14 protein-coding genes are annotated in these 13,261 nt (G+C 60.5%); 12 read left to right on the forward strand and 2 right to left on the reverse strand.

Translation table 11 applies throughout. The annotated features are described in order from the left end of the window. Positions 1 to 589 (forward strand): Xaa-Pro peptidase family protein (locus PMI03_RS16270; protein ID WP_007695196.1); only part of this gene is annotated, 589 nt, incomplete at its 5' end. Between the two features lie 35 nt (positions 590 to 624). Here the strand turns inward: PMI03_RS16270 and PMI03_RS16275 are convergent. Then, positions 625 to 1,803, reverse strand: a complete 1,179-nt coding sequence (locus PMI03_RS16275; protein WP_007695197.1) for a Xaa-Pro peptidase family protein — start codon at positions 1,801 to 1,803, stop codon at positions 625 to 627. Between the two features lie 347 nt (positions 1,804 to 2,150). Between PMI03_RS16275 and PMI03_RS16280 the strand changes: the two genes are divergently transcribed. From PMI03_RS16280 to PMI03_RS16310, 7 genes are all read left to right on the forward strand, one after another. Continuing rightward, positions 2,151 to 2,774, forward strand: a complete 624-nt coding sequence (locus PMI03_RS16280) for a DUF1989 domain-containing protein (RefSeq protein ID WP_007695199.1) — start codon at positions 2,151 to 2,153, stop codon at positions 2,772 to 2,774. Next, positions 2,774 to 3,583, forward strand: coding sequence for an amino acid ABC transporter ATP-binding protein (locus PMI03_RS16285; protein WP_007695201.1), 810 nt, complete (start codon positions 2,774 to 2,776; stop codon positions 3,581 to 3,583). Before PMI03_RS16280 ends, PMI03_RS16285 begins: the two co-directional genes overlap by 1 nt. After that, positions 3,580 to 4,239, forward strand: coding sequence for an amino acid ABC transporter permease (locus PMI03_RS16290; RefSeq protein WP_007695203.1), 660 nt, complete (start codon positions 3,580 to 3,582; stop codon positions 4,237 to 4,239). The genes PMI03_RS16285 and PMI03_RS16290 overlap by 4 nt, the downstream gene beginning before the upstream one ends. A gap of 93 nt (positions 4,240 to 4,332) precedes the next feature. After that, positions 4,333 to 5,124, forward strand: a complete 792-nt coding sequence (locus PMI03_RS16295; protein ID WP_007695206.1) for a transporter substrate-binding domain-containing protein — start codon at positions 4,333 to 4,335, stop codon at positions 5,122 to 5,124. A 446-nt stretch (positions 5,125 to 5,570) separates the two neighbouring features. Next, positions 5,571 to 6,506 carry a TerC family protein gene (locus tag PMI03_RS16300; protein ID WP_052034285.1) on the forward strand — a complete coding sequence of 312 codons (936 nt, stop codon included), beginning with the start codon at positions 5,571 to 5,573 and terminating at the stop codon, positions 6,504 to 6,506. Between the two features lie 75 nt (positions 6,507 to 6,581). Beyond that, a complete protein-coding gene (locus PMI03_RS16305; protein ID WP_007695210.1) occupies positions 6,582 to 6,887 on the forward strand; it encodes a hypothetical protein in 306 nt (101 codons plus the stop codon). Positions 6,888 to 6,934: 47 nt separating this feature from the next. Continuing rightward, positions 6,935 to 7,564 carry an exopolysaccharide biosynthesis protein gene (locus tag PMI03_RS16310; RefSeq protein ID WP_007695212.1) on the forward strand — a complete coding sequence of 210 codons (630 nt, stop codon included), beginning with the start codon at positions 6,935 to 6,937 and terminating at the stop codon, positions 7,562 to 7,564. Positions 7,565 to 7,694: 130 nt separating this feature from the next. On the opposite strand, the gene PMI03_RS16315 is transcribed toward PMI03_RS16310, so the two are convergent. Then, on the reverse strand, positions 7,695 to 8,276 hold the full coding sequence (locus PMI03_RS16315; protein ID WP_007695215.1) for a recombinase family protein: 582 nt from the start codon (positions 8,274 to 8,276) through the stop codon (positions 7,695 to 7,697). Positions 8,277 to 8,522: 246 nt separating this feature from the next. On the opposite strand from PMI03_RS16315, the gene PMI03_RS31110 reads away from it, so the two are divergent. The 4 genes from PMI03_RS31110 to PMI03_RS16330 form a co-directional block, all read left to right on the forward strand. Then, complete coding sequence (locus tag PMI03_RS31110) at positions 8,523 to 9,053, forward strand: hypothetical protein (protein WP_007695217.1); 531 nt, start codon at positions 8,523 to 8,525, stop codon at positions 9,051 to 9,053. Continuing rightward, positions 9,053 to 9,628 (forward strand): helix-turn-helix domain-containing protein, encoded by a 576-nt coding sequence (locus PMI03_RS31115; RefSeq protein ID WP_007695219.1) that lies wholly within the window; start codon positions 9,053 to 9,055, stop codon positions 9,626 to 9,628. The genes PMI03_RS31110 and PMI03_RS31115 overlap by 1 nt, the downstream gene beginning before the upstream one ends. Next, positions 9,625 to 10,137 (forward strand): hypothetical protein, encoded by a 513-nt coding sequence (locus tag PMI03_RS16325; RefSeq protein ID WP_007695221.1) that lies wholly within the window; start codon positions 9,625 to 9,627, stop codon positions 10,135 to 10,137. The genes PMI03_RS31115 and PMI03_RS16325 overlap by 4 nt, the downstream gene beginning before the upstream one ends. Beyond that, the coding region (locus tag PMI03_RS16330) for a hemagglutinin-like protein (RefSeq protein WP_007695222.1) at positions 10,134 to 13,261 on the forward strand (3,128 nt) is incomplete at its 3' end. The genes PMI03_RS16325 and PMI03_RS16330, both read left to right, overlap by 4 nt.

A 13,261-nucleotide genomic window follows, 5' to 3' on the forward strand; every position in this document is an offset into this window, starting at 1 on the left:
GGCTGCCATGCTGGCTGCCGCAACCGAAGCCGGATCGGAAGCCATGGCGATGGAGCCCTTGGTGTCTTCAGGGCCGCGCAGCGGCCTGCCGCATATGACATGGCGCCGGCGGAAGCTGACGGCGGGCGATCCTGTCTTTCTTGAGTTGGCGGGAAGCCACGCCCGGTATCACGCCGGCTTGATGCGCGCCGTCTGGATCGGCCATCCGCCCGACGAAGCGCGCCGGATGATGGACTGCGCGCTTGCCGCCCTTGAGGCTGCCCTTGCGGCGATCCGACCCGGCGTGCCTTGCAGCGTGCCGCATGAGGCGGCGCAGAAGGTGATCGATGCGAAAGGCTATCATGCGGCCTTTCGCAAGCGCATCGGATATTCGATGGGGGTCGCCTTCGCGCCCGACTGGGGCGAAGGCGGAATTCTCAGTCTCTTCAGCGGAGTGTCGCAATTGATCGAGCCGGGCATGGTCTTCCATCTGCCCGCGACCTTGCGAAGCTACGGTGTCTGGACCGTCGGCGCTTCCGAAACCGTGATCGTTACCGAAACCGGGGTTGAGCCGCTATCGACGCTACCGCGTGACCTTGTCGTTCGATAGAGAGGCGGGGTCTAGCTAAACTTCAGGCGTAAGCGCTACCACCAGAAGCTTGGCGATTTGGTCAGGAGTTCGTTGCCGTCCTCGCCGATGATGATGATGTCCTCGAAGAAGGCCGCACCGACCCCTTCGAGCGAGAGAAAGGCTTCCACGCCGAACACCATATCCTTCTCGATGTGGTCTTGCGGCAACGACATACTGGTGGAGATGCGCGGCAGTTCGAAGCCGAGCCCGATACTGTGGCCGAAGAAGGGAAAGTTCTTCATGATCGGTGAGACGGAGCCGCCGAACGCTGCCGTCATGCGATCACCCTCCGCTGCCACGTCGAGAAGCTTCGCACCCGGCTGCATCATGTCGGTCAGGGCGTGCACGATACCTGCGGCGGCCTCGATCAGCCGACGCTGGTCGTCATTGGGTCTGCCACGAACGCCTGTGCGGCCGGGGTCGAGATAATAGCCCTGATAGAAGGCTGCATGGAGGGTGCCGGTGACGATGTCGCCTGGTTGCGGCGTATCGGCACTGTAGCCGGTCAGCGGAAAGCGCTGATCGAAACCGAGCGTATCGCCGTGATTGCAGCCGATCATTTGGAGGCGGCCACCGAAGCGCACTACCTCGCGGGCCGCCTCGCCGGCGGCATCCCGTTCGGATAGTCCGCCTGTCAGTCCTTCCATGAGTCGGTTCAGCCCGATAGTCGCCGTCTCGCCCGCGATCCGGAAACAGTCGAGCTCGCGCGGGCTCTTGATGCGTCTGACGTTGCGGATGAGATCATCGGCCTCGATCCATTCCACCTGCGGAGCTCCGTCAACGAGCTGGCTGTAATATTTGACCGGGATGAAATTCGTGCCCACCAGCGCAACACGGCCCGTGATACCCCGTTCGACCAGCGCCTTGGCGACGCTGGCAAAGGGATGGTTTGAGGAGCGCACGTCGGCGATGGAGACGAGATCGTCGCGCACTTCCGGTTCGTCGATGTGCAGTTCCGGCGCTTTGCCTTGCTGCAGGATGATGCCGGAAAAAGAGCGGGCCGACCAGATCAGCGAATCCATGCCGCCGCTGATGGCATAGTGATTGGACAGATAGAGAATGTCGCCGCAATTGTCCGTCGTGCCGCCGCCGCGCCCGAAGACCACGGCCGTCTCGAAGCCGCGCGCCTTCATCTCTGCGAGAACACGCGCCCAGCGTGCCTCGTATTCATCGAGCGGAAAATATCTGGCCATGGCACGGTTCCTTTGACGCGCAAGCACCTTTTGACGCTGGTCGGCTGAAGGCGTAAAGCTTTTCAAATTTCGGTACACCAACTGTATTCAACGGTCAACGCATGCCGTGATCCATCGGATGTGCTCGGCCGTCCCTCTCAGCTCTTAATGACTATCTTTTGCGCAGAAGGGCTGATTTTTTACGCAGAACGCCAATCATTTTTGCAGTAAATCATTGAAAAACAACCTTGAATTCCATTGGTATACCGAATAGGCTGAAATCTGAAAGTCAATGGTCGGGCGAACGGACCATAGAAGCCTCGAGTTCCAATGAGGCCCGTGCCCCGTCGAAACGCGAGTTTTGCATCATGACCGAATGTTCCGAAATCGTGCCGGCCAGCCATGGGCGCGCCTTCACGATGCACGCCGGCCAGTTCGCCGTCATCACCAATAGTCATGGCAACCAAGTCGTCGACACATGGGCAATATCGGCCGATGATCCGAGCGATATCATGTCGATGGACCATACTCGATCGGTCAATAGCAACATCTTCTTCAAGCAGGGCATGTCGGCGGTCGGCACCAGTCGCCTCAAGATGCTGACGCTGGTTAAAGACAGCGCAGCGCTGGCGCATGACACGCTTCTCTGCCCCTGCAATTCCGCTCTCTATCGCGAACTCGGTTGCGAGGAGGGGCGTCGCAGCTGTTCGGGCAATTTTCACGAGGCGCTTGCCGAGAGAGGCATCGTCCAGTCGTTCACCCCGGCATCGCTCAATCTTTTCATGAACGTGCCTGTCCGGGGCGATGGCACCGTCGAGCGCCTGCCTCCTGCATCGCAGCCAGGTGACCGGATCGTGCTGCGCGCCGAGATGGACCTTCTCCTGGTGCTATCTGCATGCCCACAGGACATCACCATCATCAACGGAGCAGCCCGCACGCCGAAGGATGTCGCGGTTGATATTCTCGACCAATTGCCGTCGGGGGACGAATGATGCCGGAGCCGATTCTGACCCTGCGCGACATCCGAAAGAGTTTCGGGGACAATGAAGTCTTGAAGGGAATTTCGCTCACCGTTACGGCGGGCGAGGTCGTCTCGATCATCGGCGCCAGCGGCTCGGGCAAGAGTACCTTCCTGCGCTCCATCAATGCGTTGGAAATGCCGCAATCCGGCTTCATGGATTTCGACGAGCTTTCGTTCGACTTCCGGCCCGAGTCGCGTCAGTTCCCAATGCCGGCGCAATTGCAAGCACTGCGGCGACGGGTGGGCATGGTGTTTCAGAGCTATAATCTCTGGCCGCACATGACGGTTCTGGAAAATGTCATCCATGCGCCGGTCAAACTCCTGAAGATGCCGCGCTCTCAGGCGGTCGAGGAGGCCGAAGCGCTGCTGTCGCGCATCGGGCTTTATGAAAAGCGGCATAGCTATCCCTCCCGACTGTCCGGCGGCCAGCAGCAACGCGTCGCCATCGTCCGTGCTTTGGCGATGAAGCCTCGCCTGATGCTATTCGACGAGGTGACATCGGCGCTTGATCCGGAACTTGTGCATGAGGTGCTGGTGCTCATGGCATCGCTGGCTGCGGAAGGCATGACTATGCTTCTCGTCACGCATGAGATTGCCTTTGCCCGAGACGTTTCTTCCCGGGTTCTCTTTTTCGACAAGGGCGTCGTTGCCGAATCCGGCGCGCCCGGCATCCTGCGCAATCCGCAAAGCGAGCGGTTGCAGCAGTTCCTACATCGCATTCTGCATGACCAATTTGGCTCCCTTGGCATGGATGCATCCAACGGGGAGGTGCTTTCATGAGCGAAGCGTTTCTTGAAGAACTCAAGCTTTACGGGCCGGGTTTTGTCGAGGCTGCCTGGACAGTGCTCTGGCTGACGGTAGCAACCATCATTTTCAGTTGGATCTGTGGTCTCGCGGCCGCCCTGGCGCATGGATCGAAGTGGCGTGCCGCGCGCATGGCATCGGCTTTCTATGTCTGGTTCGTTCGCGGAACGCCGACGCTTATTCAAGTTTTCATCATCTATTTCGGATTGCCGGCCTTTGGCATCAAGCTTTCTCCCTTTGTCGCCGGCGTCCTGTCGCTCGGGATCAACAGCGGCGCTTATGTCGCGGAGATCATTCGTGGCGGCCTTTCGGCCATTCCGCGTGGGCAGACGGAGTCGGCGCTCGCGCTCGGCTTCAGCCCGTCGGAGACCATGCGCAGCATCATCCTGCCACAGGTCTCTCGCATCATCCTGCCGTCCATCACCAATGAGGCGATTTCGACGTTGAAGAACACGTCGCTGCTGTCGACGATTACGGTGGTGGAACTGACGCTTTATGCGCAGACCCTGATTGCTGCGACCTTCCGCCCGTTCGAATTCTACATCACGGTTGCGATCATCTATCTCGTCCTGACCACCATTCTCACCCAGCTTTCAGCTTGGCTGGAGCGGCACTATGCGGCCCAGACCTGAACGGTCGTGGTCTGGGCAACGCGCACCGGGAAGTTTTATGCGCCGCGAGGCGAAGACGATACCTCAACCAGATCAATAAAGGGAACAATAGCCATGAAATTCAAACTGTTTGCATTCGCTGGCACCATGCTTGCCGCCGCTGCCTTTGGTAACGCGCCGGCTTCGGCCGCTGGTCTGGAGCTCCTGGAACCCGGCAAGCTGCAGGTCGCGACCGAGGGTACATTTGCGCCTTTTAGCATGCGCGCTCCCGACGGCTCGCTCGACGGTCTGGAAATCCGCGTGATGAAGGAAGTGGCCAAGCGTTTGGATCTCGCCTACACGCCTGTCCTCATCAAATGGGATTCGCTCCTCGTCGGCCTGCAGGCCGATCAGTATGACGTCATCAGCGCATCCATGGACATCACGCCTGAGCGTCAGAAGAAGGTTACCTTCGCCAATGGTTGGCTGGAATCGGGTGGTCGCATCATCGTTTCGAAGGGGTCGCCGATCAAGAGTGCTGCCGATCTGAAAGGCAAGACAGTCGGCGCGCTCGTCTCTTCCACCTTTGCCAAGATCGCCGAGGAAAAGGGAGCCGTCGTCAAGGGCTACAAGGCCGAGGCCGACGCCATGCAGGATCTCGTCAACGGAAATATCGATGCGACGATTACAGACTCGATCGCTGGAGCCTATGCGGTCAAGAACGCACATATGCCGCTGGAGATGACGGATGACTACGTCAGCCACATTCAAAAGGGTTTTGCTATCAAGAAGGGCAAGCCGGAGCTCGTGAAGGCTATCAACAAGGCTCTCGCGGATATGGTGGCCGACGGCACTTATGCAAAGCTGACCACGGATCTGGTCGGCTTCGATCCAGCGCCGAAAGACCCGATCAAATCGGTCGAGTAGGCAGTTGTACGGCACATACCCTGCCTGTTGACGGGGAATAACATCGCATCCGCGTGACGCAAGCAAATGTGCTTGCGCTTTCGCAGGAGCGCAAAGTTCAGAGGTTCCGGTTAGCATCGATCGGAACCTCGTTTCGCATGCACACCATATATCGCAGCCTATGTCGGCATGAACGGCAGGATTCGTTTGCTGCGCATTTTCCAAAGCATTTAAGCGTGGTGACCTCTAACTCGAAGCAGGAGCCAGAAGGCATCAACCAAATATCCCCCTTGAACTGCGAGAACATGGCACCTATCTGCGGCTCAACCCGCTGGTCCGGGCCCCTCTGGTGAGAGCCGTCGGCGCTCTTGCGATGTCGGACCTTTTCCGACACCGTGCGCCGACAGAGGTTCTCCTTCGTGGAAACATCATTGTTTTTCGTTGAGTGGCTGGGAAAGCCGCTCTGGATGTGGGCAGGTTTCATTGCCCTCGTCATCGCCATCCTGTCGTTCGATCTCGGCATCCTGCATAAGCAAAACAAGGAGATCGGCGTCGGCGAGAGCATCAAGCTCTCCGCCCTCTACATCTCGCTCGGCCTCGCCTTCGGCGGCTGGGTCTGGTGGTATCTCGGCGCCGATTCCGGCCTCGCCTATATGACCGGCTTCGTCGTCGAAAAGACCCTGGCGCTCGACAACGTCTTCGTCATCGCCTTGATCTTCTCCTTCTTTGCCGTCCCGCGTCTCTATCAGCACCGGGTGCTCTTCTGGGGCATTCTCGGCGTGATCGTGCTGCGTGCCATCATGATCGGCGTCGGCGCGACGCTGGTGGCTGAATTTTCGTGGTTGCTTTACGTATTTGCGGCGTTTCTCATCATCACAGGCATCAAGATGCTGGTGATGAAAGACGCCGAACCCGACGTTTCCAACAATCCCCTTGTCCGCTTCATGCGAAACCGGTTCAACGTCACCGACACGCATCACGGCGAACGGTTCTTCGTCAAGCAGGCCCATCCGCAGACCGGCAAGATGGTCTGGTTCATCACCCCGCTGTTCATGGCCCTGGTCGTGATCGAAGTCGCCGACGTCATCTTCGCCGTGGACTCGGTTCCCGCGATCTTCGCGATCACCACGGATCCCTTCATCGTCTACACTTCCAACATCTTCGCGATCCTCGGTTTGCGCGCCCTTTATTTCGCGCTGGCGGCCATGATCCATCGCTTCAAATATCTGAAGCCGGCCTTGGCCATCGTGCTGGTCTTCATCGGCTCGAAGATCTTCGTTGCCGACATGCTGGGCCTGGAAAAATTTCCGGCTGCCCTCTCGCTCGGGATCACCTTCGCGATCATCGCAAGTGGCGTGGTCTGGAGCCTGCTCAAGACGCGCGACACGGTGAACAACGCTTAAAGCCCGCCGCGCACCTGCTGATGTGGTGGGTGCGCTGCCCCTTCTCTCCCAACAAACGCCTAACAAGGAACAGACATGCTCTCCAATTTCATCGCATGGCTCTTTGCTACTTTCGCCATCGCTCCCCTTCAGGCCGAGATCGAACAATACGCGGCCGCCGCAAATCTGCCGGTGGAGATCGTCCAGCAATCTCGGACGTGTTTGTCATCGCAAGTCCCGCTGCTGGTGCAACGTGCATCGCAGGATAGTTACTGGACCGTCACCACCATTGTCGGCGTGGCGACCGGCTGGAGCAACCCGGCGGACCTGCTCGACAAGAACAATCCAGCTTGCGCAGCCATCATCGGCCTCATTGAAAACAAAGCCGCTAGTGCCACCTGATAAATTGCAAAGCCGATCATTCCCCGGATTCGGAGTGGCGAGATCACATGACTGAGCAGGCAGCCGGCGCGGCACCGCAAGAAGAGATGGCATCGGTTCGCCTGAAAGAATTGGCAAAGCTTGCACAATCGCAAGGCGGTGTCAGCGTGAGGGAGGTGCTGTCCGGTCTTGGCCGGACCAGCATGGCTTTCACCATTCTTTTTCTGGCACTGCCTGCCCTCACGCCGATACCCGGACCTTTCGGGATGGTATTCGGCAGCGCGCTTGCCCTTGTTGCGGTGCAAATCGCCATGGGACGTCAGACGCTGTGGCTTCCGGCCTTCCTCAATCGGCGCAGACTGTCGTCGACAGTCGTTGATCTCGTCGTCCGCTACAGCGTTCCGATCATTGCCAGAGTTGAGGCAATTATCCGCCCAGGCCGCCTGGCAATGTTCACGGGCAGGATGATGCAGTGGCTGCTGGCATTTCCGATCTTCGTGTTGGCGATTGCTATCGCCCTGCCAATCCCGTTCGGCAATTTTCTGCCGGTCCTTGCACTGACGGTGATTTCCATCGCCCTGATGGCAAGAGATGGGCTTGTGACCCTGGTCGGCCTCATCCTGTGCCTCCTCGCATTCGCCGCCACCGCCGGGTTGGTGCACGTCGCTGTTGTGAGTTTGAGCGGGATCGGCTCATGAGCACGCGTGCCGCTCCGGCTAAGCAATTAAGCCGGCTACCTAACTTCGCCGCGTTGCAAGCAGCGTGATAGCGCCAGCCCGGGATTGCCCCATGGTTGGGCCAAACGGTTGCCCGCCCATGGGGGCTTCTTTATCGCACCCTCGTCGCCGCCTCTGCCTTCAGCCTGCTCACGATACGCCGGATTGTGCGAGGATTGACATTGTAGTGCTTGGCGACCGCAGGGATCGTCTGTCCGTCGACGCGCACGGCGTGATAGGCTTCCTCCTGTTGCTGCTCGTCCAGAGATGGCCGCCGGCCGAGATGCAAGCCCTTGTGGCGGGCGGCGTCCATGCCGGCGCGGGTCCGCTCGCTGATCAGGGCACGCTCGAATTCCGACAACGCGGCGATCAGATGAAACACCAGCCTTCCACCGGAGGATGTCGTGTCTATGTTTTCCGACAGAGAGCGGAATTCGACACCCCGCTTGCCAAGCTCGTCGACGAACTGCACGAGACGGACCAGCGATCGCCCAAGCCGATCGAGACGCCAGACGACGAGTGTGTCGCCTTTGCGAAGCACCTTCATGACGCCATCCAACCCGCGTCTTTCAAAACCTGCCCCTGACACGCCGTGATCCGTGAAAACACGGTCGCATCCGGCCGCGGCAAGCGCGTTCAGTTGCAGATCCATCTTCTGGTCTTCCGTCGAAACGCGCGCGTATCCAATTTTCATCAAATGCTGTTCCTCGCCGATGTTAGAGCATGCAATCACGAATGTATCGCGGCGATATATAATGTTATCATAAATTTAGCGATAACAAAATCACGCGCTAATTGAATGTTTGACAGAATGGTTCCCTTTTGTCCGCCCCAAAAAAAGTCCGATACGCGGTACGTATACGCCCTAAAATGCCCCTAAAATTGCCATTTTCCGCTATATGGCAAGTTACTTTCTTCTAATACGCTAAGGGAACCCTTGATGTATTGGGGCTGGAAGTACAGCGCGCTTAACTGTGCGAAAAATCCAAGTATAAAATACGAATCAACAAATAAAACTCCCGGAATTCTGGGGATATCCTCCAATATAAAGCAAGGCGATTTTTTGTACTGCAAAATCGCCGGGGCCTCGGAATATGGCGATGGAATATCGCGCGGAAATGCGCGTAATTCGCTGATTCAAAAGGAGATTTTTCGCCATGTATTGAATTTTCTCTACTTCGATCGCAAGCGGCCCATGCCGCAATGGGCGCTATCTGCCCTTTCGGCCTGTTTTTCCCCGATTTTCGGCCGTGACGGCTCAGCCGCGCGTTGCGCTATTCGCCAAAAACGACCCATGACTCGCGATATGGTTGTTGCTGGAGCGGTTGTTTTGCCCCCTGACTCCGGGGCCGAACGGTCCACAAATCGCAGATTTATGCGATCTAAAGACGATATTATCGTCTATGCTACCAAAAAGTTTCTGCATTCCTGCTTGTGCGCCTCTCACTTTCTCTCGGGGAGGCTGCAATAATGACACATTCGTCCCCATGGGAATCTCGCGAATTCAGCGAGGCGGCTTTCCCCGTCAAGGCTCAGGTTGCGCGTGCCTTGCTCAATATCGTCTTCGGTGAGCTCGAGGCGATGTTCGTCGTCGACAACCGCCTGCCTCTGCCTTTTTCTCTCGAAGATTCTCCCGAGCCGTATATCGCCATCAGCCGAGGCGATCGCGTGCTGACCGCATGCGTGACGATCGATCTCGGGACCGGTCTCTATGTGTTCAAGGCATTCGATCGCGAGACAAGCGTCGTGCTGACGACGAGGGTCGAGGAGCGCCTGATCGACCAGATCGTCGCGCATCTGGGCGGTTCGGACGAGAACCCGACGCCGCGCACGATCGAACAATCCGTCGACATGCTGATCGGCCAGACGATTGCGGATGTGGAGCGAAACCTCATCCTGCAGACGCTTCGCCGCTGCAGCGGCAATCCCACCCGTGCCGCGTTCATGCTCGGCATTCCGCTTGAGGCGCTCGGCGACAAGCTGGCCGTCTATTTCGGTCCGAAGCCCAAGGGCGGCTCGGCGAGTGCGGAGGGTCTGGCGCATTGACCTCGATTCTTCGCAACACCTCCGCTTCCCCCATCGCAACCGTCGCAGGCACGGCATTCGACCGGCCGCCGCTGGCGGATGAGATGAGGCAGACGCTTCAGAAAGAGTGCGAGGAGCGCCTGCTCCTCGTCTGGCGCACGATAGAGGCCAAGGTGCCGGCGACGGTGTCGCGCGAGCAGCTGGACCAGGCGCTTGCCCATTATGTCTATGGATTGACGCGGCCGCTTTATGCCGACAGGCCGGCCGAGCAGCTCGGCGCCATCGTCGATTTGATGGTCAAGACGCTGCCGACCGCGCGCGTCGATCACGCAATCCATTCCAAAGAAACCTACGACGAACGCTTTTCCGGCATCTGCGAAAGCCTCGTCCGTCTTGGGGAGCGCGACGCGCTCACTGTTCTGCATTCCAATTGGTTCAGCTCATTCAGCTCCGAACAAAGCCCCGTGCATGATGCGCCGGGTGGAGCTGGTGAAAGAGAGGGGATTTCCACGTGGAGAAGGCCGTTATGATCAGCAAGACCATGATTGAAGCAAACAACGCAGCTCAGCCCTTTGCCGCAAGGGCAGTTGGCCATGTCAGGCTTCAGCCGGGACAGCAGCAGACATACAGGTCGATCCGCCGGCGCATCGCTGCCATCATGCGTATGGCCTTCCGCATTCTCGGCATGGGCGAGAAGCGCTCGGTTGGCTCGCTCGGCCGTGGGGCGGCCGTTGCTGCCGCCCTTGCCGCCATGGGCATTGCCACTCTTGCCGACATGGCGCGCGCCGTCATGGGACACACCGATGTCCCGCATTGCCCACGCTGCAACCGGCCGATCGGCTTCATTTCCGCAGCCCAGCGGCAGTTCGCCCAGGTCCGCGCCAGCGTCGGCAAGTTCAGCAGCCGCGGCGCCCTTGCCGCCGCCATCTTCGGCGCTCTCGCCGCCGGCATCACCACGGTCGGTGCGCCCACGCAAGTCTATGCCGGCACCTGCGTGCAGATCGATGCGATCAACGGCTCGTCGGCGATGGGCTCCGGTGCCGGCGCCCCCGCGACCTGCGGTTCCTTCTCGATTGCGATCGGCGCCGGCAGCGGTGCCACGGCAAACAATTTCGGTGTCGCCATCGGTGACGCCGCGAACTCGACCGGTAATAATTCCGTGGCGATCGGCCGGCAGGCGTCGGCGACCGGAGCCCAGAGCTCGGTGCTCGGCCAGGCGGCCAATGCGTCCGGCGCGGGTGGCACCGCTATCGGCAACAGCGCTAGCGCTTCCCAGGCCAACGCCACGGCTCTTGGTATCCTAGCGAACGCATCGGGCACTAACTCCACTGCGGTTGGTAATAGTACCAAGGCCAGTGGTGCCCAAGCCTCAGCCTTCGGCGTCAGCGCGACGGCGTCCGGCGGTGCCAGCACGGCCGCTGGTAACAACGCCAACGCATCGGGGCTTGCTGCAGCTGCCTTCGGCTATGGCTCGACCGCATCAGGCGATTATTCTTTTGTCGGCGGTAACGCAACCGCTTATGGCGATCAGAGCATAGCGATGGGCAAGGGCGCTGTTGCTGGCGTTTCAGGCTCCGCGACGACGATTGTCAACGATGTCGCGATCGGCGCCGGCGCGATAGCGTCGGGTGTGAATGCCAACGCGCTCGGCGCCAACGCAAAGGCCACTGGCGCATCCAGTATTGCTGTTGGCAATACCTCGAACGCGACGGGTCTGGGCGCAATCTCGATCGGCAACCAGGGGTCATTTTCCGCGGTGTCGACAGCCAGCAGCACCGACTCGCTGGCCGTTGGCAACGGCACGACAGCGAGCGCGCAGGCTGCGACGGCACTTGGTGTGTCGGCCACTGCCTCGGGCACGTTTTCGACCGCTGTCGGCGGCAATGCAACGGCATCGGGCGCCAATGACACGGCGGTTGGTACCCGCGCCCAGGCAACAGGCGGAAATTCCTTTGCTGGCGGCAATGCAGCCAACGCATCGGGAGCGTCGTCGGTTGCCATCGGCAATGCCGCGTCGAGCAATGTGGCGGGCGGCGTGGCCGTCGGCTTGAATGCAAAAGTCTCCGGTCTCAGCGCCGGTGGCGGTGTGGCCGTCGGTACAGGGGCGACAGCCACCAGCGTCTCGACATCGATCGGCGGCGGCTCGACCTCCGTGGATAATGCGATTGCCATTGGCGCCCGTTCGGATTTCGCGGCGACGGCGACCGGCGATGGCTCCATCGCCGTGGGTAACAGTGCCGCCGCTTCGAAGAATTCATCGATTGCGATCGGCCGCCAGACGACGGCGTCCGGTGATGGCTCCATCGCGCAGGGCCAGGGTGCCACGGCCAGTGGCGATGGGGCGGTTGCGCTCGGCGGTGCCATCGGTGGCTTTGGTGCCACGGGCGGAGCCTCGGCTGGCACGAAGGCCGTTGCTATCGGCAACGGTGCTTCGGCAGCGCTGTCCGGTACGGTCGCGATCGGCTTGAACTCCAAGGTGACCGGCCTTGACAGCCAGGCGGGTGGCGTGGCCCTTGGTCAGGGTGCGGCTGCCACGAGTACGTCGACGTCGATCGGCGGTGGAGCAACTTCCGCGACGAATGCGATCGCGATCGGTACCCGCGGAGATTTCGCAACGAGCGCGTCCGGCGATGGCTCCGTCGCCATGGGCGGGAGCGCCACTGCTTCGAACAATTCCTCGATCGCGCTCGGCCGTCAAACAACGGCGTCCGGTGACGGCGCCGTCGCACAGGGCCAGGGCGCCACGGCCTCCGGCGACGGATCGATCGCGCTCGGTGGCGCCATCGGCGGCTTTGGTGCCACGGGCGGCGCTTCGGCTGCCGCGAAGGGAGCGGTTGCGCTGGGTAACAGTGCGTCCGCGACCAATGCCAATGATGTGGCGCTGGGCGCCGGCTCGGTGACGGCGGCTGCCGTCGGCACATCGAGCACGACCCTTCAGGGCACGACCTATACCTTCGCCGGCACGGCGCCGACTTCGACGGTCAGCGTCGGCGCCGTCGGCGCCGAGCGCACCATCACCAATGTCGCGGCCGGCCGTCTCTCGGCCACCTCGACCGATGCGGTCAACGGTTCGCAGCTCTTCGCCACCAACTCGGCGGTCAATTCCATCGTCACCGGCGGCGGCATCAAATATTTCCACGCCAATTCGACAGGCCCCGACTCCTCACCCACCGGCACGGATGCGATCGGCGTCGGTTCCAGCGCCACGGCGCAGGGCACACAGGCGATCGCCGTCGGCGCGAACACGGCTGCGTCGGGTAATTTCAGCTCGGCCGTCGGTCCGGGAGCCGCCGCGACAGGGGATTTCAGCAGCGCGCTGGGTTCGAATACCGTCGCGACAGGGGTCAACTCGACGGCGATTGGCCAGAGTGCCAAGAGCACCGGCAACAACTCCCTTGCCGCCGGTTGGTCGGCTCAAACCCTGGGCTCAGGTAGTGTTGCGCTCGGTGTCAGCAGTGTGTCCGGTGTGGCTGGCGGAGCGGGCATCCGTGATGTCGCCGTCGGCGCCCTGTCGGAAGCAACCGGCGGAAGCTCGGTCGCTCTCGGCGATACGGCGAAGGCCTCGGGTGTCAACTCCTTTGCGGGTGGCAGCTTCACCTCGGCAACCGGAGCACAATCGGTCGCAATCGGCGGCGCCGCCACTGCGGCGGGTGC

The organism is Rhizobium sp. AP16, assembly GCF_000281735.1.
In the GTDB taxonomy this organism is placed as follows: Bacteria; Pseudomonadota; Alphaproteobacteria; order Rhizobiales; family Rhizobiaceae; genus Rhizobium; species Rhizobium rhizogenes.

Excerpts from the sequence above, each read along its gene's own strand:
- PMI03_RS16295 (WP_007695206.1), top strand. The coding sequence starts at position 4,333 with ATGAAATTCAAACTGTTTGCATTCGCTGGCACCATGCTTGCCGCCGCT.
- PMI03_RS16315 (WP_007695215.1), bottom strand. The coding sequence starts at position 8,276 with ATGAAAATTGGATACGCGCGCGTTTCGACGGAAGACCAGAAGATGGAT.
- PMI03_RS16285 (WP_007695201.1), top strand. The coding sequence starts at position 2,774 with ATGCCGGAGCCGATTCTGACCCTGCGCGACATCCGAAAGAGTTTCGGG.
- PMI03_RS31110 (WP_007695217.1), top strand. The coding sequence starts at position 8,523 with ATGTATTGGGGCTGGAAGTACAGCGCGCTTAACTGTGCGAAAAATCCA.
- PMI03_RS16310 (WP_007695212.1), top strand. The coding sequence starts at position 6,935 with ATGACTGAGCAGGCAGCCGGCGCGGCACCGCAAGAAGAGATGGCATCG.
- PMI03_RS16280 (WP_007695199.1), top strand. The coding sequence starts at position 2,151 with ATGACCGAATGTTCCGAAATCGTGCCGGCCAGCCATGGGCGCGCCTTC.
- PMI03_RS16290 (WP_007695203.1), top strand. The coding sequence starts at position 3,580 with ATGAGCGAAGCGTTTCTTGAAGAACTCAAGCTTTACGGGCCGGGTTTT.
- PMI03_RS16305 (WP_007695210.1), top strand. The coding sequence starts at position 6,582 with ATGCTCTCCAATTTCATCGCATGGCTCTTTGCTACTTTCGCCATCGCT.
- PMI03_RS16275 (WP_007695197.1), bottom strand. The coding sequence starts at position 1,803 with ATGGCCAGATATTTTCCGCTCGATGAATACGAGGCACGCTGGGCGCGT.
- PMI03_RS31115 (WP_007695219.1), top strand. The coding sequence starts at position 9,053 with ATGACACATTCGTCCCCATGGGAATCTCGCGAATTCAGCGAGGCGGCT.
- PMI03_RS16300 (WP_052034285.1), top strand. The coding sequence starts at position 5,571 with ATGTGGGCAGGTTTCATTGCCCTCGTCATCGCCATCCTGTCGTTCGAT.